At 62.3% G+C, this 16,034-nt stretch carries 22 protein-coding genes, 1 tRNA gene and 1 pseudogene; 7 read left to right on the top strand and 17 right to left on the bottom strand.

Annotated features, from left to right (window positions below; genetic code table 11):
* Window position 1: 1 nt before the first annotated feature.
* The 3 genes from G5134_RS14350 to G5134_RS14340 form a co-directional block, all read right to left on the bottom strand.
* Window positions 2–75, bottom strand: a tRNA-Val gene (locus G5134_RS14350).
* A gap of 161 nt (window positions 76–236) precedes the next feature.
* Window positions 237–1,616, bottom strand: coding sequence for an MATE family efflux transporter (locus tag G5134_RS14345; RefSeq protein ID WP_017764378.1), 1,380 nt, complete (start codon window positions 1,614–1,616; stop codon window positions 237–239).
* A 146-nt stretch (window positions 1,617–1,762) separates the two neighbouring features.
* Window positions 1,763–1,969: a YaeP family protein gene (locus G5134_RS14340; RefSeq protein WP_005301307.1), complete on the bottom strand. Its 207-nt coding sequence runs from the start codon at window positions 1,967–1,969 to the stop codon at window positions 1,763–1,765.
* 131 nt (window positions 1,970–2,100) lie between these two features.
* Here G5134_RS14340 and G5134_RS14335 point away from each other — a divergent pair, with 131 nt between their 5' ends.
* Window positions 2,101–2,712, top strand: a complete 612-nt coding sequence (locus G5134_RS14335) for a riboflavin synthase (RefSeq protein WP_005301301.1) — start codon at window positions 2,101–2,103, stop codon at window positions 2,710–2,712.
* A gap of 85 nt (window positions 2,713–2,797) precedes the next feature.
* Here G5134_RS14335 and G5134_RS14330 read toward each other — a convergent pair whose 3' ends face one another.
* The 4 genes from G5134_RS14330 to G5134_RS14315 form a co-directional block, all read right to left on the bottom strand.
* The gene (locus tag G5134_RS14330) at window positions 2,798–3,001 is read right to left on the bottom strand and encodes a CPXCG motif-containing cysteine-rich protein (RefSeq protein WP_005301298.1); all 204 of its coding nucleotides are present in this window, start codon (window positions 2,999–3,001) and stop codon (window positions 2,798–2,800) included.
* Between the two features lie 263 nt (window positions 3,002–3,264).
* Complete coding sequence (gene hxpB, locus G5134_RS14325; protein WP_017764382.1) at window positions 3,265–3,924, bottom strand: hexitol phosphatase HxpB; 660 nt, start codon at window positions 3,922–3,924, stop codon at window positions 3,265–3,267.
* 127 nt (window positions 3,925–4,051) lie between these two features.
* A complete protein-coding gene (gene purT / locus G5134_RS14320) occupies window positions 4,052–5,230 on the bottom strand; it encodes a formate-dependent phosphoribosylglycinamide formyltransferase (RefSeq protein ID WP_065017072.1) in 1,179 nt (392 codons plus the stop codon).
* 85 nt (window positions 5,231–5,315) lie between these two features.
* Entirely contained in the window at window positions 5,316–6,206 is an 891-nt protein-coding gene (locus tag G5134_RS14315; protein WP_050559303.1) for a DMT family transporter, read from the bottom strand.
* Window positions 6,207–6,431: 225 nt separating this feature from the next.
* On the opposite strand from G5134_RS14315, the gene G5134_RS14310 reads away from it, so the two are divergent.
* Window positions 6,432–7,019, top strand: a complete 588-nt coding sequence (locus G5134_RS14310) for an FMN-dependent NADH-azoreductase (RefSeq protein ID WP_005301286.1) — start codon at window positions 6,432–6,434, stop codon at window positions 7,017–7,019.
* A 96-nt stretch (window positions 7,020–7,115) separates the two neighbouring features.
* On the opposite strand, the gene G5134_RS14305 is transcribed toward G5134_RS14310, so the two are convergent.
* The 4 genes from G5134_RS14305 to G5134_RS14290 form a co-directional block, all read right to left on the bottom strand.
* The gene (locus G5134_RS14305) at window positions 7,116–7,295 is read right to left on the bottom strand and encodes a hypothetical protein (protein ID WP_017779728.1); all 180 of its coding nucleotides are present in this window, start codon (window positions 7,293–7,295) and stop codon (window positions 7,116–7,118) included.
* A gap of 163 nt (window positions 7,296–7,458) precedes the next feature.
* Window positions 7,459–7,647, bottom strand: coding sequence for a DUF4250 domain-containing protein (locus G5134_RS14300; protein WP_017764386.1), 189 nt, complete (start codon window positions 7,645–7,647; stop codon window positions 7,459–7,461).
* Entirely contained in the window at window positions 7,644–8,114 is a 471-nt protein-coding gene (locus tag G5134_RS14295; protein ID WP_005301279.1) for a MarR family winged helix-turn-helix transcriptional regulator, read from the bottom strand. The genes G5134_RS14300 and G5134_RS14295 overlap by 4 nt, the downstream gene beginning before the upstream one ends.
* A gap of 169 nt (window positions 8,115–8,283) precedes the next feature.
* Window positions 8,284–9,498, bottom strand: coding sequence for a UPF0149 family protein (locus G5134_RS14290; protein ID WP_065017073.1), 1,215 nt, complete (start codon window positions 9,496–9,498; stop codon window positions 8,284–8,286).
* A 212-nt stretch (window positions 9,499–9,710) separates the two neighbouring features.
* Here G5134_RS14290 and G5134_RS14285 point away from each other — a divergent pair, with 212 nt between their 5' ends.
* Both G5134_RS14285 and G5134_RS14280 read left to right on the top strand, forming a co-directional pair.
* Complete coding sequence (locus G5134_RS14285) at window positions 9,711–10,586, top strand: CvfB family protein (RefSeq protein ID WP_065017074.1); 876 nt, start codon at window positions 9,711–9,713, stop codon at window positions 10,584–10,586.
* Complete coding sequence (locus G5134_RS14280; protein WP_065017075.1) at window positions 10,587–10,898, top strand: DUF1289 domain-containing protein; 312 nt, start codon at window positions 10,587–10,589, stop codon at window positions 10,896–10,898.
* Window positions 10,899–10,941: 43 nt separating this feature from the next.
* Here the strand turns inward: G5134_RS14280 and G5134_RS14275 are convergent, their stop codons facing one another.
* Complete coding sequence (locus G5134_RS14275) at window positions 10,942–11,265, bottom strand: HI1450 family dsDNA-mimic protein (protein WP_005301259.1); 324 nt, start codon at window positions 11,263–11,265, stop codon at window positions 10,942–10,944.
* Window positions 11,266–11,410: 145 nt separating this feature from the next.
* On the opposite strand from G5134_RS14275, the gene G5134_RS14270 reads away from it, so the two are divergent.
* Window positions 11,411–11,545, top strand: coding sequence for a hypothetical protein (locus G5134_RS14270; protein WP_017764392.1), 135 nt, complete (start codon window positions 11,411–11,413; stop codon window positions 11,543–11,545).
* A gap of 23 nt (window positions 11,546–11,568) precedes the next feature.
* Here the strand turns inward: G5134_RS14270 and mtgA are convergent, their stop codons facing one another.
* From mtgA to minC, 5 genes are all read right to left on the bottom strand, one after another.
* Entirely contained in the window at window positions 11,569–12,276 is a 708-nt protein-coding gene (mtgA, locus tag G5134_RS14265) for a monofunctional biosynthetic peptidoglycan transglycosylase (RefSeq protein ID WP_017784788.1), read from the bottom strand.
* Between the two features lie 53 nt (window positions 12,277–12,329).
* A complete protein-coding gene (locus G5134_RS14260) occupies window positions 12,330–12,656 on the bottom strand; it encodes an HI1450 family dsDNA-mimic protein (protein WP_005301255.1) in 327 nt (108 codons plus the stop codon).
* Window positions 12,657–12,854: 198 nt separating this feature from the next.
* Window positions 12,855–13,121: a cell division topological specificity factor MinE gene (gene minE / locus G5134_RS14255; RefSeq protein ID WP_005301252.1), complete on the bottom strand. Its 267-nt coding sequence runs from the start codon at window positions 13,119–13,121 to the stop codon at window positions 12,855–12,857.
* 2 nt (window positions 13,122–13,123) lie between these two features.
* Window positions 13,124–13,936: a septum site-determining protein MinD gene (minD, locus tag G5134_RS14250; protein ID WP_005301248.1), complete on the bottom strand. Its 813-nt coding sequence runs from the start codon at window positions 13,934–13,936 to the stop codon at window positions 13,124–13,126.
* A gap of 18 nt (window positions 13,937–13,954) precedes the next feature.
* Window positions 13,955–14,671, bottom strand: a complete 717-nt coding sequence (minC, locus tag G5134_RS14245) for a septum site-determining protein MinC (RefSeq protein ID WP_065017076.1) — start codon at window positions 14,669–14,671, stop codon at window positions 13,955–13,957.
* A gap of 107 nt (window positions 14,672–14,778) precedes the next feature.
* Between minC and G5134_RS14240 the strand changes: the two genes are divergently transcribed.
* Window positions 14,779–15,060 (top strand): YcgL domain-containing protein, encoded by a 282-nt coding sequence (locus tag G5134_RS14240; protein ID WP_017764394.1) that lies wholly within the window; start codon window positions 14,779–14,781, stop codon window positions 15,058–15,060.
* Window positions 15,057–16,017, top strand: a pseudogene (locus tag G5134_RS14235) (lytic murein transglycosylase). Before G5134_RS14240 ends, G5134_RS14235 begins: the two are co-directional and overlap by 4 nt.
* Window positions 16,018–16,034: the final 17 nt, after the last annotated feature.

Raw genomic sequence — 16,034 nt, 5'->3', positions numbered from 1 at the left:
GTGGGTTTAATTGGATTCGAACCAACGACCCCTACCATGTCAAGGTAGTGCTCTAACCAACTGAGCTATAAACCCACTTCATAAACCGGATTGAAAACCCGTTTTATCCCGCCAGCACTGCTGGCGTGGTCGGCATACTACCCATGCCCCCCAAGGCTGTCAACAGGCCGCACGCACAAAGGAGACTGTTTGCCCAGTTCTTGCGCAGCCTGTTGATTTTGCAGGCGAGTTTCCCCTTATTGCGCCTTGGAGAGGGCGCTGCAGGCCTCCGGGCTGGCAAAGCGACCATAGATGTAGCGCAGCCGGGTACCCAGCATCAGGGCGGCGGAGGTGAGGCCGACGATGAAGCCGACCCAGAACCCCTGGGGTCCCATCTGCGGTACCACCCAGTCGGTCAGGCCCAGGATCATGCCGGTGGGCAGCCCCAGTCCCCAGTAGGCGACGATGGTGACGTAGAAGATCGCCTTGGTGTCCTTGTAACCGCGCAGGGCCGCGGCCGCCACCACCTGTACCGAGTCGGAGATCTGGTAGATGGCGGCGAAGAAGAGCAGGGTGGCCGCGAGGGTGATCACCTGCAGATCTTCGGTGTAGATGGTGGCGATCTGCTCGCGCAGCAGCACGGTGAGGGCGGCGGTGGCGGCGGCCACCGTCATGCCCAGCATCAGGCCGGTGCGGGCGGCGACCCGGGCGTGATCAGGCAGCCCTTCGCCGATGCTGTGACCGACCCGGATGGTGACGCCCACCCCGATGGAGAGCGGCAGCATGAACACCAGGCTGGAGAAGTTGAGCGCTATCTGGTGGCTCGCCACCGTCTCCGCGCCGAATGGGGCCAGCATCAGGGCCACCACGGTAAACAGGGTCACCTCGCAGAAGATGGCCATGGCGATGGGGAAACCCAACCGGAACAGGCGCCAGATCCGGCTGCCATTGGGGCGCGCGAGCTGGGCGAACAGGTTGATCTCCTTGAAGTGGCGGGAGAGCTTCACATAGACGATCATCGCCAGCAGCATGGCCCACAGCACGATGGCGGTGGCCACGCCGCAGCCGACCCCACCCAGTTTCGGCATGCCGAACAGGCCGTGGATGAAGATGGTGTTGGCCGGGATGTTGACCGCCAGCCCCACGAAGCCGATCACCATGGTCGGCATGGTGTGGGAGAGCCCCTCGCTGAAGTTGCGCAGCACCTGGAACAGCACGAAGGCGGGCAGCCCCCACAGGATGGCATGCAGGTAGCCGGTGGTCTTGGCGGCCATCACGGGATCCACCTCCATGAACTGCAGCGCCAGCGGGCTGAAATAGAGCGCCACCATGGCGATGGGGGTGACCATCAGCGCCAGCCAGAAGCCCTGATGCACCGCCGGGCGCACCTCGTCCCGTTTGCGGGCGCCATTGAGCTGGGAGACGATGGGGGTGAGCGCCATGATGATGCCCTGCACCAGCAGGATCACCGGCAGCCAGAAGCTGGAGGCCACCGACACGGCGGCCAGATCGACGGCGCTGACCTGTCCCGCCATCACGGTATCGACAAAGTTCATGGCGATCTGGGCCACCTGGGCGACCAGAATGGGGCTGGCTAGACGAACGAGTTGCCTCGCCTCGGACCAATAACGTTGCACTGACACCTCCGAGTGGATCAGATAAAGCGTAAAAAGAGCGGGTATCGGGAAGAGCCTTTGCACTCCGGAAGGGGGAGTGCAAAGTGCGGGGGGGTCATTCTAGCCTGAAATTCATCCGGGACGAAACGATTGGTGCGAGCCCGGGATCAGGCGTCTTCGTGATCGCTGATCAGCAGGTTGGCGGCGGCGTAGGCGGCCTGCTCGCGCAGATCCGCCGGCACCCGCTCGTCCGATGCCACGGCGTTGAGCGCCCTGATGGTGGCGGCGATGGCCTGCGGCACATAGCCCTGCTCGCCGGAGCCAATCTGGTTGTAGGCGATGCGAATGGCCTCACAGCATTGATATACCTGCATTTTTGTTTCCTTGTCAGCACTTGGTTTGAATGCCGTCACTATAGCGATCGGCCGCCTGCTTGTCAGCGGTTGCGCTTGTCTGGGTCGTGCGGCGAGGTTACCCTGCCTTTTTTCGTAGCAGGAGACGAGACATGTTCACCGGCATAGTGCAGGGGACCGCCGAACTGGTGGCCATCGAGGAGCTGCCCAACTTTCGTACCCACGTGATCCGCATGCCGAGCCCGGCCTGGGGCGAGGGGCTGGCGCTGGGCGCCTCCGTGGCCCACAACGGCTGCTGCCTGACCGTCACCCGGGTCGAAGGAGACCTGGTCAGCTTCGATCTGATGCAGGAGACCCTGCGCCTCACCAACCTCGGCCAGCTGCAGCTGGGGGACAAGGTCAACGTGGAGCGGGCCGCCCGCTTTGGCGACGAGATTGGCGGCCACGCCATGTCCGGCCACATCATGGGCACCGCGCAGGTGATCTCGGTCATCGACACCCCCAACAACCGGCAAGTGTGGTATCGCCTGGCCCCAACGCTGATGAAATACGTGCTGACCAAGGGCTACATCGGCATCGACGGCATCAGCCTTACCGTGGGCGAGGTGCGCGGCTGCGAATTTTGCGTCAACCTGATCCCCGAGACCCTGGCCCGCACCAACCTCGGCTGGGTCAAGGCAGGCTGGCAGACCAACATCGAGATTGACCCCCAGACCCAGGCCATCGTCGACACGGTGGAGCGGGTGCTGGCGGCCCGCCAATAAGGCGCAGGGGCGGCCGCTTAGGCGAAAAGGAAAACGGGGCCCAGTGGGCCCCGCTTTGTTTTGTGCTATCCCCTGTCAGGGCGACTCAGAACATCTGTTCGTCGTCAGCATCCACGAAGAGTTGCAGGCAGTCGCGCGCCTCATCCCGGTGCAGTCGCAGGTGGATGGGGTTGCAGCAGGCCATGCAATCCTCATAAAACTCCTGATCCCCCTGGCTGGCATCCAGCTCGACCCGGGTATGATGGCCACAATGGGGGCAGACGATGCGTTTGCTGGTGTACTCGATCATGATGACCTCCTCGGGCCCGTGGGCCGCCTCTCTCCCCAGATTCTAGCTGGATCGCACCTGCCTGACCGCGAGCAAGCGCACGATTATGACCGGGATCAAGGGAGGCAGGAGGTCAGTCCGCCAGAGCGTGGTTTATTTGACCCAGCTGGCCAGCATCTCGCTATTAAGCTCGGCCAGCGAGCGCAGCTGATGGTCGGCGATGGCCAAGCGTGGGCCACCCACCAATGCCGGGTACATGGGAACGATCTGCGCCTGCTGGTCGTTTACTTGACCCAGCTGGTCAGCATCTGGGCATCCAGCTCGGTGAGCGAGCGAAGCTGATGGTTGGCAATGGCCAGACGGGGGTCACCCACCAGCGCCGGGTCCGGCACTATCAGCGCGGTCATGGAGGCCGCCTTGGCCGCCAGCAGACCGGTAAAGCTGTCCTCGATGGCGAGACAATGCACCGGCTCGACTCCCAGCTTCTCGGCGGCGTGGATATAGACATCCGGGTGCGGCTTGCCAAAGCGCTCCACCTCGGCGGAGTGCACCGCCAGGAAGCGATCGCGAATGCCGAGCTTGCCGAGCACGGCCTCCACCATGGCAAAGGGGGAGGAGGTGGCCAGACCGATTTTAAGGCCTTGCGCCTCGATGAGGTCGAGTGCCTCCAGCACGCCAGCCTTGGCCTGACCTTCGGAGAGGATCAGCGCGTTGACCCGATCCAGGATGCGCTGCACCACCTCTTCCTGGCTGGGGCCGCTCCAGGGGCGCAACCGATACCAGTGGGCGACCAGCTGATCGATGCGCACGCCTATGGTCGATTCGCAATCTTCCACCGTGTGGGGATGGCCCAGCTCGGAGAAGACAGCCATCTGGGCCCGTTGCCAAAAGGGTTCCGAGTCGATCAGAACACCATCCATATCGAAGATCACGGCAGTTAACATCTTGTACTCCTGACATAGGTGAAGGGGGGATTATAAACAAGGTGCCTCAATGCAAAAGGGGCATTGCCATGCCCCTTGCGCTGGATCATGCTGGCAAACGTTTGATTTCGTGTGCCAAAAAGTGGGCTTAGAACAGCACCTTGACGCCGGCCGCAACCGCTTTGGCTTTTTCTACCGCCTCGTCGCACTGCTTGGCTCGCGTCAGTGCCACGCCGAGCCGGCGGCGACCGGCGATCTCCGGCTTGCCAAACAGCCGCAGCTGGGCACCTGGCACCAGAGCCAGCGCCTCGCCAATCCCCTGATAGCGGATGTCCTGGCTGTGACCTTCGCGCAGCACCACGGCGGAGGCGCTCGGCCCGTACTGGGTGATGGCCCCGATGGGCAGCCCCAGAATGGCGCGCACGTGCAGGGTGAACTCGGAGAGATCCTGGGAGATGAGGGTCACCATGCCGGTGTCGTGGGGGCGCGGCGAGACCTCGCTGAACCACACCTCGTCACCCTTGATGAAGAGCTCGACCCCGAACAGGCCGTAGCCGCCCAGCGCCTCAACCACCTTGGCCGCTACCTCCTTGGAGCGGGCAAGAGCCAGTTCGCTCATGGCTTGCGGCTGCCAGGATTCGCGGTAGTCGCCATCTTCCTGGCGATGGCCGATGGGCTGGCAGAAGTGGATACCGTCCACCGCGCGTACCGTGAGCAGGGTGATCTCGTACTCGAAGGGGACGAAGCCCTCAACGATCACCTTGCCGCGACCGGCGCGACCGCCCTCCTGGGCATAGGTCCAGCTCTCGTCGAGTTTGGCGAGATCGCGCAGCACGCTCTGCCCCTTGCCGGACGAGCTCATTACCGGCTTCACCACGCAGGGCAGGCCGATGGTCTCGACGGCGGCGACGAACTCCTCCTTGCTCTGGGCAAAGCGGTAGGGGGAGGTGGGCAAGCCCAGCGTCTCGGCGGCGAGGCGGCGGATCCCCTCCCGGTTCATGGTGAGCTGGGTGGCGCGGGCGTTCGGCACCACCTTGACCCCTTCCTGCTCCAGGGCGGCCAGGGTATCGGTGGCGATGGCTTCCAGCTCGGGGATGATCAGATCCGGTTTGACCTCGTTGACCAGGGCGCGCAGGGCGTCACCGTCCAGCATGTCCAGCACATGGGCTCTGTGCGCCACCTGCATGGCGGGGGCATCGGCATAGCGGTCGGCGGCGATCACCTCGATGCCGAAGCGTTGCAGCTCGATGGCGACCTCCTTGCCAAGTTCGCCGGAGCCCAGCAGCAGGGCGCGGGTGGCGCCGGGGCGGGTAGCGGTTCCAAACATGTGATCTCTCCTGATGTCGTGGGTGGTGATTGAGGGCCGCTATTGCACGAATAGCGGGCAAAAAAAGAGGCACGCATGGCGTACCTCAGGAAATAGATTTATGGGCGCGCTGCTCCAGATGGGTGAGCAGGGTGATGGCGCCGATGATGATGGCGGCTCCCAGCCACAATCGGCCGGGCGGCGCCCAGCCAAACACCAGCCAGCCGGCCAGCACGTTCATGGGCAGCTTGGCAAAATCAAAGGGTTGCACGAACGAGGCCTCGGCCACGCTGTAGGCGCGGGCGATGGACATCTGGGCCAGTGCCGACAGCACGCCGGAGGCGGCCACCAGCAGCCACTGGGTTTCGCTCGGCCATTGCCACTCCGGCAGCGCCAGCATGGCGTTGAACGGGGTGCTGAAGATGAGCAGGTAGACGACGATGGTGTGGGACGACTCGCTCGCCGCCTGATAACGCACCAGCAAGGAGTAGCCAGCCCAGAACAGGGCCGCCGCCACCGGCAGCAGGGAAGCCCAGCTGAAATCGTCGGTCCAGGGGGCCAGGATCAGCATGGCGCCGACAAAGCCGGCCAGGGTTGCCAGAATGCGGGCCCGGCTCACCTGCTCCTTGAGAAAGAGGGCCGACCCCAGGGTGGCAAACAGCGGCGAGGTCATCAGTAGTGCTATCCCCTGCCAGATGGGGACGGGGACTGCCAGCGCCCACAGCCAGAACTGGATGCCGACCACCGCCAGGGCAACCCGCAGCAGGTGCAGCCGCAGCTGGTTGGTCATCAGCGACTGGCGCAGGCCGTGGCGAATGAGCCAGGGCAGCAGACAGACCAGGGCAATCAGATATTGATGGAAGGCGACCTGGGTCGAGGGGAGGCCGAGCTTGAAGCTGACATACTGGCTCAGGCTGTTGACGGCGGCGAAGCAGAGGCCCGCTACCATCATCCAGACTGCACCGGCAAAGGGGGAGTGCCTGCGCGAGGGTGTCATGGGATCCGGGTCGCTGAAAAAAGTGCGGCGGATCATAACGGCAATCGTTTGTTCTGCCAAGCCTTGGCGGGGCGTGAGAGAGGCGGCTGGCGAGAGAATGCACTACCATCAAAATTTTTGAATAAGTTGAGCATCTATTTTCGCTATCTGTATAGAAGCCCAATGTTTAGAGTGACCTCCATCGACAGCACCGCTGTTCAACCGACAACCTAATGGAGTTTCACCATGGCCAATATCCTCGTACTCAAGTCCAGCATCCTGGGCCAATATTCCCAATCCAACGCCCTGATCGACGGTTTCCTGGCCGACCATCAGTCCGACACCGTCACCGTGCGTGATCTGGCGGCCCTGAACCTGCCGGTACTGGATGGCGAGCTGGCGTCTGGCCTGCGCGGTGGTGAAAACCTCAACGAGCGTCAACTGGCCGTGCTGGCCCAGTCCGACGAGCTGATCGCCGAGCTCAAGGCGAGCGATCTGGTGGTGATTGCCGCCCCCATGTACAACTTCAACATCCCGACCCAGCTGAAAAACTGGATCGATCTGGTGGCCCGTGCCGGCGTGACCTTCCGTTATACCGAAACCGGTCCGGTCGGCCTGGTGGAAAACACCCGCGCCCTGGTGATCAGCCCCCGCGGCGGCATGCACGTCGGCAGCGCCACCGATCTGGTGACCCCCTACATGCGTACCGTGCTGGGCTTCATCGGCATCAAGGAGGTGGACTTCATCTACGCCGAAGGCATGGGCATGGGCCCGGATGCCCAGGCCAAGGGCATCGAGCAGGCCAAGGGCCAGCTGGAGACCCTGGCGCTCTGATCAAGAGAGCAACCAGCCACAAGCCAGAAAGCAACAACGCAGCCCTCGGGCTGCGTTGTTTTTTTGGTGCCTGACCTGATGAAGCGGCCCGTCAGGTCAATCCCGCAGAAAGCGGCGACAACCGCTGCCGACCATCAGGCAGACCACCACCAGGGAGCCCAGTAGCAGAGTAGTGAGCCACTGTTCGGCGCTGTCGGGCAGGCGGGGCGAGAGGAGGCTGATCATCAGCAAGGCACAGAGGGTGATCAGGCTGGCGGGACGGGTCAGAAACATCATGGGTCATCCTTGGCTACGGCTGGTGAAGAGAAGGCTAACCGCGGTCTGTGACAGCAAGATGTATCCATACCTCTTGCCGAAGGTCAGTTGACCGGGGTAGCCATCACCATAGCAGCTTTTGCCGCCGGAGCCAGCGGCATGGGCCGGGTTGTGATCCGGATCCCTATCTGAACTGCTTCTGATCTTCCTGATAGTGGAAATCGCCGCTGGCGAGCCGGGCGACCAGCGCCGCCTTGTCGAGATCCTGCGCCTTGCAGAGATCATCGAGATCATCGTAGCGATCACGCAGCTGCATGTTGACCAGGCTCAGCAGCATGTTGACGTCCATGGTGGCAAAGTTGTTGAGGTTCATGAGGGTCGCTCGTTATCCAGCAGATGAAGTTGTTCGATGGCATCGCTGACGCTTTGCAGGTGCAGACGGATGGATTGGCGCGCCTCGGCCGGCAGGTAGTCGGTGAGGGTGTGCTGCCAGCTGCCCGCTTCGCTCTTGAGCTGCTGGAACAGGGTGAGCCCCGCCTGGGTGAAGGAGACCAGGCTGACCCGCTTGTCGTGCTCGCTGCTCTCGGTGAACAGGATCCCTTTTTCCACCAGCCGGTGAATTTCGCGGGAGATCCGCACCTTGTCCATCCCGCTCGCCTCTACCAGCTCTTTCTGGCTGATGGGGTAGTGGGGGCCGAGCACCATCATCAGGCGCCATTGAGGCACCGTCAGCTGATAGCGTTGCTGGTAAAACTGTTCGAAGGTATCACGCACCATCTCGGCGGCGTGTACCAGCTGATAGGGGGGATAGTGGGCAAGCAGCTCTATGATCTTTGACATATGACATCCTGCTGTGACGGCTGCATCGGGTGCAGTTTCTCTTGATACTTTGACCTTGATGATACGTAACACAGGGCCGTTTGTCTGAACAAGTACCAGAGAAATGTGCGGTTGCGCACGTCATCCGCCGCAACCGGGTCTATTCGAAGCTGGTTTTACTGTCGCTGGCTCAGCCTTTGCGCAGCCAGAGCAGGGCGTTGTGCTTGAGCCAGGCCTCGCGGCTTTGCAGGGTGTAGAGCGCCGCTTCGTCACGGCTGCCAGCCTGCCAGCTGTGGGGCTCCTGTTTGGGCAGCTTGCGCTGGCCCAGCAGACAGGCCGGCACATGGGCGTTGGCCTTGATGGCGGCGGCCAGCAGCGGCTGCGCGGCCTCGGCGCCAGCGCAGACGAACGTCATCAGCGCCTTGTTGTAGAGCAGCCAGCTGGAGGCTTCATCAAAGCGCACCAGCAGAGCCTGCAGGGCCGACCAGTCCCCTTGCAGGGCATAGAGGCTGGAGAGGGGATAACGGCAACCCAGCTCATCGGCCACACACAGCTCGAGCAGGGCCAGATATTCGCTGCGCGCCTGTTCCAGCTGGCCGAGGCGCAGCAGGCAGTCGGCCCGCCCGGCGCGTGCGGCCAGCAGCGGGCGCGCTTCGTGGGCACTCCAGCCATGGCCGGCAATCTGCTGCCAGAAGGCGGCGTCAAACAGCGGTTCGGCGTCGGCGATCACCTTGTCAAACCAGCCGAGACGGCTGTGCGGATCGCGGCTGGCATCGGCCAGTTCGAACCACTGCTGCCACTGCTCGGCCTGCTGGCTGTCCAGCGCCTGCTCCGTGCTTGGCACGGCCTGATACTCGTCCAGTTGCAGCAGCTGGTTGAGGGCGGTCTTCATGTTCTGGCGCTGACGCTTGCAGAACTCCATGAAGGGGAGGTCACTGCCGGCGGCCGCGTGCAGCATCTGCGCCATCGGCTTGTCGCGAAACAGGCTCAGCTCGGCGGCCAGGCTGAAACGGTACTGGGTGGTCGGGTCGTTCAGATCCCTGGGCTTGGGCCAGGTGGCAAAGCCCTGGCTGAAGCCGTAACACCACTGACCGAGGGGGTGGCTCTGCTCGAACACCTGCTCCGGGCTCTCGGTGGAGAGGCGGCACTGGCTCGGCAGGGCGAGCTGGGCCTCATCGGCCTGGTTTTCCAGCTCGGCGATCAGGTGGCGCAGCGCCTCGGCGCTTTTTTCATCCAGCTCGGCGTCATGGGGCAACAGACCGGCCAGCGGGGCCTGCCAGTCAGGGGCATCCGGCCCGACCAGGCGGGCACACAAAAAGCCGTGCAGCGCCGGGTAGGTCATGTCCTGCCCACTGTGGGTCTGGATCCATTGATTGAGATGACGGGTACGAGTGGATGGATTCATCGACAGTTCCTCTGGATTTTGACAGCGGCGAAGTCTACCCAAAAGTGGGGTTATTTGCAGCAAAAGGGCGGCTGACTGGCGATTATATGGACACGCCCCGGCCAAAAGGCCCTGAAAATCACCCGCGAACAGGGCAAGGGACTAGGCCCTGTTATCGCTCTTGGGGTAACATGCGCGCCCATACAGGCAATGAAAAATTGGCCATCCGGACAATGAAAGAAGAGAACACCATGCTACAGATTGGCAAGATGAACACCCTTACCGTAGTCGAGCTCGAAGATCGGGGCGCCTGGCTGGCGGCTGGCGAAGAGTACGGCGAGCTGCTGCTGCCCAAGCGTCAACTGCCGGAAGGGGTGGCGGAAGGGGACGGCGTCAAGGTCTTCCTCTATCTGGATGCCGACTGCGAGCCGGTGATCACCACCGACAAGCCGTTTGCCATGGTGGACGACATCGTCGGCCTCAAGGTGGTCAATGCCAACAAGATTGGTGCCTTCCTCGACTGGGGCATGAAGAAGGATCTGTTCGTACCAAGCCGCGAGCAGAACAAGCCGATGCAGGTGGGCCATGTCTATCTGGTGCGGCTGATGCTCGATCACGAGGGGCGCATGGTGGGCACCAGCCGCCTCGAGCGGTTCCTGCGCACCGACAAACCTCCCTTCAAGGCCGGTGACGAAGTGACTGCCCTGCCTGGCGAGCGCACGCCGCTCGGCATCAAGGCCATCGTCAATGGCGAGTACTCCGGCATGCTGTTCAAGAACGAGGTGTTCGGCCGGGTGACCACGGGTCGTCCGCTGACCGCCTGGGTCAAGCAGGTGCGTGATGACGGCAAGCTGGATCTGACCCTGCAAAAGCCGGGTGTGGCGCGGCTGGACGATGCCGGCGAGCAGATCCTGGTCCGCCTCAAGAAGCAGGGCGGCAGCCTGGCGGTGGGCGACAAGAGCGAACCCGAGCTCATCTACAAGCTGCTCGGCATGAGCAAGGGCACCTTCAAGAAGGCCATCGGCGGCCTCTACAAGCAGGGCAAGCTGGTCATCGATGACTACAGCATCACATTGACGGGTGGCGATCAGCGCGAAGGCGGCGAATAAGTGCCGAGCCCCTGCGTCGGTGCGTGCCGGGCAAAAGACGGTCTCTGCCTTGGCTGTGGCCGCACCCTGACCGAGATAGGTCGCTGGTCCGCCATGGCGAGCGAGGCCCAGCTGGCGGTCATGGCGCAGCTGGATGGTTCCACCAGCACCCACCGCTGCCCCGGCTGCGGTGAACCGGCCTTTTGCGCCGTGTCGGCCGGCGCGACCATCGCAGAGTGCTGGTGTAGCCAGCTGCCGGCCCTGCCCATGGGGGAGGCTGATGCCTGCTGGTGCCGGCGCTGTCTGGCGAAGGCCATCGCGGCCCGGCCTTGAGCAATGATCACCGCAAAAGAAAAAGGCGCCGAGGGCGCCTTTTTCATGCCTGTTGCTGACGGTGCCAGCGCACGTGAACATCGTGCTCGTTGCTATGACGGGGCAGCAGGAAGGTGGCGAAAATCACCTCAAACTCCTCCTGATGGTCCAGCAGACCCACCCACACTTCGACCCAGCGCTCCATGTCCACCGGCACACCGAGTTCGGTTGACCAGTCGGCATTGGGCAGGGTCGCCTCGACGGCGCCACGCTGTTCGAACTCCAGGGTGATGTCGACGATTTGTTCGGGGGCCAGCATGTCTGCGGCCTGCTCAAGAAACTGATCATAGGCCCATTCGACCAGCTGATCCGGGGTACGCTGTTCCATGAAATCACTCCAGATACATCGAGGTTCGCTACTGTAACAATTATTGGCGGTGGCGGCCAGACCAGTGGGAAGGGTGCGCCAACGCCGGGCAAGGCAGGCCGGAGTTGGGTATGGTTGAAGAGGGGCAGGGCAAGGGAGAGCGGGCATGAAACGGCGGACGAGACGGCAGCAGATCAAGCGGCGGCGGGAGACCTGGTGGTGGCACTACCTGCCGCTGCATCGGGGCACGGTGGGCGGGCACCTGGGGCCCTCCACCGACGAGGCCGGGCTCGCACCGTGAACAAACCCGACACCCATCAGGCATCAGTCTGCCTGATGCACCTTGTTGAGGGTCACCTGCCCCAGCTGACCCATCTGGCGACGGATCCAGGCCGAGCGCTGCTGGACATAGGGCGAGGGGGGCTTGACCCGGTAGCGCCAGGGGTTGGGTAGGGCAGCCGCCAGCAGTGACGCCTCGTAGCGGGTGAGACGTATCGCCGGCTTGCCAAAGTAGTGTCTGGCCGCGGCCTCGGCGCCGTAGATGCCGGGCCCGAACTCCACGATATTCAGGTACACCTCGAGGATGCGGGACTTGTCCCAGCCCAGCTCCATCAGCAGGGTGAACCAGGCCTCGATCCCTTTGCGCAGGAAGCTGCGATCGCTCCACATGAAGAGGTTCTTGGCGGTCTGCTGGCTGAGGGTGCTGGCGCCGCGCACCCGCTCACTGTGCTGATTGTGCTTGAGTGCCGAGCTGATGGCGTCCATGTCGAAGCCGTTGTGCTCGGCAAAGCGCTGATCTTCGGCGGCGATCACCGCCAGCTGCAGCTCGCGGGAGATCTGCTCGAGCGGCACCCAGTCGTGCTTCACCTCGGCCACCTTGGCAGGGGGAAACAGCGCCCGCTCGATGCGCCAGGTCCACATGGGCGGATCGATGAAACGCAGCAGCGCCACCGAGACGATGGTGCTGAGCAGCGCCGCCAGCAGCAGCTTGCCGAGCCAGTTCAGCAGGCGCCGTGCCGGATTGGGCCGCACGGGCTCTGGCTCCGACTCCCAGACGTAGTGACTCGGATCATCGGGATCCGGAATTATTGGGGCAGCCATTCGATGTGGCAGAACTTCTCGTCAACACGGCGGGAGAGCAGCATGCGGGCGAACAGGTGCTCGTACTCTTCCTGCTCGTTGCCAAGGCCAATCCAGATTTCGGCGTACTCGGCGTCGCTGACCTCGAAGCCAACGTCCGCTTCCCAGTCATCGGCCGGATCGGTTTCCGCCAGCAGGCCGCGGTCGTTGAACTCCTGATTGAAGCGGGCGATCTCCTGCTCCGGCAGGTTGTCGGAGGCCAGCTCCATGAAGAGTTCGAGGGCGGTGTCGAGCAGTTCCTCGACGCTGTGCATTTCGTCATTCAAAGACATAAGCGGTCTGTTCCAGCTGATAAATAAAGAAAAACACCGACGGCCCGGCCGCACGGTGGCGCGCCGTATTCTAGCCGTCCCCCACGGGCTTGGCGAGTGCAGCAGCGCCCTTGACCCGGTTGCGGCAATAAAAAACCGGATCCTGGCAGCAGGATCCGGTCTTCATTGGGGGAAAGGGTCACGCATAGGGCGTCAGGCTCATCCCTTCTTGTCGTCAGCGAAGGTGATGTTGAGCTCGAGTACCGACAGCTCATCACTCTTCTTGTCGAGCTGGACCGTGATCTTGTCAGGGTCTATCTCCACATATTTGCGGATCACATCGAGGATATCCTGCTTGAGCTGGGGCAGGTAATCCGGCCCCCCTCTGGATGAACGCTCGTGAGCCACGATGATCTGCAACCGCTCTTTGGCCAGTTGTGCGGTGCTCTGTTTCTTGTTGGAACGAAAATAATCCAATAATGACATGCTTAACTCCCGAACAGTCGGCTAAAGAAGCCCTTCTTCTCTTCTTCCAGAAAACGAAAATCCTTGGTGTCACCCAACAGGCGGGCAACGGCGTCCTCATAGGCCTGACCGGCATCGGACTCCTTGTCCAGGATGACGGGCTCGCCGGAGTTGGATGCGCGCAGCACCGCCTGGGACTCCGGGATCACCCCGAGCAGTTTGATGGCCAGGATCTCCTGTACGTCCTGTACGCTCAGCATGTCGCCGCGGTTGACGCGGGTCGGGCAGTAGCGGGTCAGCAGCAGGTGCTCCTTGATGGGGTCTTCGCCACGCTCGGCGCGACGGGACTTGGAGGCCAGGATGCCGAGGATGCGATCCGAGTCACGCACGGAGGAGACTTCCGGGTTGGTGGTGACAATAGCTTCATCGGCGAAGTAGAGCGCCATCAGGGCGCCCGCCTCGATCCCCGCCGGGGAGTCGCAGACGATGTAGTCGAACTGCATCTCGCTCAGCTGGTCCAGGATCTTCTCGACCCCTTCGCGGGTGAGGGCATCCTTGTCCCGGGTCTGGGAGGCGGGCAGGATGAACAGGTTCTCGCAGCGCTTGTCCTTGATGAGGGCCTGGTTGAGGTTGGCCTCGCCATTGATGACGTTGACGAAGTCATACACCACGCGCCGCTCGCAGCCCATGATGAGGTCCAGGTTTCGCAGGCCAATGTCAAAATCGATGACCACTGTCTTGTGGCCACGCTGGGCTAAACCGGTACTCAGGGCCGCGCTGGTTGTGGTCTTGCCAACGCCACCTTTACCCGATGTAACGACTATGATTCGCGCCATTCTCGCTTCCTTGTAACTCTATTTGATACGGTCTATACGGAGTTGTTCGTTATCCAGCCGGACATGAACCGGCTGCTGGATGAGGCCGGCCGGCAATGCATCGCTGAGCTGGAAGGTGCCAGCGATGGAGAGCAGCTCGGCCTGCAGTTGCTGGCAATAAATCCGTGCCTGGGGGTTTCCCTTGGCGCCGGCAATGGCCCTGCCGCGCAGAGTGCCATAAATATGAATACTGTCGTCGGCGATGACTTCGGCGCCCGGGCTGACCGAGCCCAGCACCACCAGCGAGGTGCCGGCGGCATAGAGCTGCTGGCCGGAGCGAACCGGGCCCACATGCACCTTGCTCGCTATCACCGGTGCCGGCACGGGTTTCGCTTCTACGATGGGGGCCGGTGCCGGTGCCGGTTCTGGCTGGGGTTCGGCCTTGCGGCTCTTGCCGGAGGCCATCACCGCCAGTCCTGCCGCCTTGGCGGCCGTCTTCATCGCCTCGTTCTGGGCCCCCGTGATCCCGACCAGCACGAAGTCTTCCGATTCCACCAGCTCCTTGAGCTGTTCGAAGTCGGGGATCTCGGTGAGCCGTTCCACATTGATGACGAGGGGGGCACAATTAAAGAACTGGGGCGCCTGGGCCACTTTGGCCGCCAGCAACTGGCGGATCCGCTCAGGCTTGCCATCGCTGATATGCAACACAGAAATAGTGAAGGTGGTCCCTTTCAATTCGTTATCGCGCTCAACCATGAATCTTCCCCGAGACAGAGACGGTAATCCGTTATTGTTATTCAATTCCTGATGTTATAGTTTGCCATCCTCAGAGGCAATAAACCGGTTGGATTATATCAATTTCCATGTTGTGTGCAGTCTATAAAAGTCGCAAAAAAGCCGAGACCTATCTTTTTGTTGAAAGAAGAGAGGACTTTTCCCGCGTACCCGAGGTGCTGATGAGCACATTTGGCCGTCCCGAACTGGTATTGATGACCAAACTGGACCCAGCCAAGCCCTTGGGGATCGCCTCCACCAGCCGGGTGATGGAGGCGCTGCAGAGTCAGGGCTTCTACCTGCAGATGCCCCCGCCGCCGGAAAACCTGCTGGAGCAGCACAAGGCTCAATTGAAGGCCGAACGGAAATGAAGAGGCGGCTGGCACTGCTGTTGATGGGGGGATTGTCGAGCCACCCGCTGCAGGCCAGCCCCGATTTTGACCATTATGTGACGGGCCTCAAACAGGAGGCCCTGGCCGCCGGGATCCAGCCCACGACCATTGCTGCCGCCTTCGCCGATATTCATCTGATCGAGGTCGCCATTCGGCACGATAAAAATCAGCCGGAATTTAAACAGACCCTCGCCACTTATATTTCCAACGCGGTGCCGCAGTGGAAAGTCAATCAAGCCAAACGCCTATATCGTCAGTATTTGCCGCTGCTCACAAAAATAGGGGCGGAATATGATGTGCAACCCCGCTTTATTGTCGCCCTGTGGGGCATTGAAACCAATTTCGGCAAATTGACCGGCAAATATCCGCTGGTCTCGTCGCTGGCGACCCTGGCCTGGGAGGGGCGCCGTGAGGCCTTCTTCAAGGGGCAGCTGTTCGATGCCCTACGCATGCTGGAAGAGGAGCCGATCACCCCGGCCGAGCTCAAGGGCTCCTGGGCCGGCGCCATGGGACAGGTGCAGTTCATGCCCTCATCCTTCCGTCAATACGCGGTCGACCAGGACGGTGACGGCAAGAAGGATCTGTGGGGAACGCCGGCGGATGTGTTTGGTTCGGCAGCCAATTATCTGCGCCAGAACGGCTGGCACGGGGATGAAACCTGGGGGCGCCGGGTGAGGGTGCCCGCAGGTCTGGATCCTGCGCTGGTCGGGCTTGAAGATACCCGAACGCTGTCGGCCTGGCAGGCCCTCGGGGGTACGCAAAGCGGATGGCGGCGCCTTGCCCGCGGTGAAGATGCAGGCCTCGCTGGTGCAGCCCGACGGGGCAGGGGGCGCTGCCTATCTCGCCTATCCCAATTATCGGGTGCTGCGCGACTGGAATCGCTCCCACTATTTCGTGGTGGCGGTGGGGACCCTGGCCGATCGCCTGGTGGAATAAGGCCGAGGTACTCTGGC

Source organism: Aeromonas sp. 600276 (assembly GCF_049175815.1).
Classification (GTDB): domain Bacteria; phylum Pseudomonadota; class Gammaproteobacteria; order Enterobacterales; family Aeromonadaceae; genus Aeromonas; species Aeromonas dhakensis.
The sequence above is the reverse complement of the archived record's forward strand: the minus strand, read 5'-3'. Positions and strand labels throughout refer to the sequence as shown.

Coding starts and splice junctions, on each gene's coding strand:
- minC (WP_065017076.1), bottom strand. CDS start 14,671: ATGGTTGAGCGCGATAACGAATTGAAAGGGACCACCTTCACTATTTCT.
- minD (WP_005301248.1), bottom strand. CDS start 13,936: ATGGCGCGAATCATAGTCGTTACATCGGGTAAAGGTGGCGTTGGCAAG.
- G5134_RS14240 (WP_017764394.1), top strand. CDS start 14,779: ATGTTGTGTGCAGTCTATAAAAGTCGCAAAAAAGCCGAGACCTATCTT.
- G5134_RS14315 (WP_050559303.1), bottom strand. CDS start 6,206: ATGACACCCTCGCGCAGGCACTCCCCCTTTGCCGGTGCAGTCTGGATG.
- minE (WP_005301252.1), bottom strand. CDS start 13,121: ATGTCATTATTGGATTATTTTCGTTCCAACAAGAAACAGAGCACCGCA.
- G5134_RS14260 (WP_005301255.1), bottom strand. CDS start 12,656: ATGTCTTTGAATGACGAAATGCACAGCGTCGAGGAACTGCTCGACACC.
- G5134_RS14295 (WP_005301279.1), bottom strand. CDS start 8,114: ATGTCAAAGATCATAGAGCTGCTTGCCCACTATCCCCCCTATCAGCTG.
- G5134_RS14300 (WP_017764386.1), bottom strand. CDS start 7,647: ATGAACCTCAACAACTTTGCCACCATGGACGTCAACATGCTGCTGAGC.
- G5134_RS14330 (WP_005301298.1), bottom strand. CDS start 3,001: ATGATCGAGTACACCAGCAAACGCATCGTCTGCCCCCATTGTGGCCAT.
- hxpB (WP_017764382.1), bottom strand. CDS start 3,924: ATGTTAACTGCCGTGATCTTCGATATGGATGGTGTTCTGATCGACTCG.
- G5134_RS14340 (WP_005301307.1), bottom strand. CDS start 1,969: ATGCAGGTATATCAATGCTGTGAGGCCATTCGCATCGCCTACAACCAG.
- G5134_RS14335 (WP_005301301.1), top strand. CDS start 2,101: ATGTTCACCGGCATAGTGCAGGGGACCGCCGAACTGGTGGCCATCGAG.
- G5134_RS14310 (WP_005301286.1), top strand. CDS start 6,432: ATGGCCAATATCCTCGTACTCAAGTCCAGCATCCTGGGCCAATATTCC.
- G5134_RS14290 (WP_065017073.1), bottom strand. CDS start 9,498: ATGAATCCATCCACTCGTACCCGTCATCTCAATCAATGGATCCAGACC.
- G5134_RS14270 (WP_017764392.1), top strand. CDS start 11,411: ATGAAACGGCGGACGAGACGGCAGCAGATCAAGCGGCGGCGGGAGACC.
- G5134_RS14305 (WP_017779728.1), bottom strand. CDS start 7,295: ATGATGTTTCTGACCCGTCCCGCCAGCCTGATCACCCTCTGTGCCTTG.
- purT (WP_065017072.1), bottom strand. CDS start 5,230: ATGTTTGGAACCGCTACCCGCCCCGGCGCCACCCGCGCCCTGCTGCTG.
- G5134_RS14275 (WP_005301259.1), bottom strand. CDS start 11,265: ATGGAACAGCGTACCCCGGATCAGCTGGTCGAATGGGCCTATGATCAG.
- G5134_RS14285 (WP_065017074.1), top strand. CDS start 9,711: ATGAAAGAAGAGAACACCATGCTACAGATTGGCAAGATGAACACCCTT.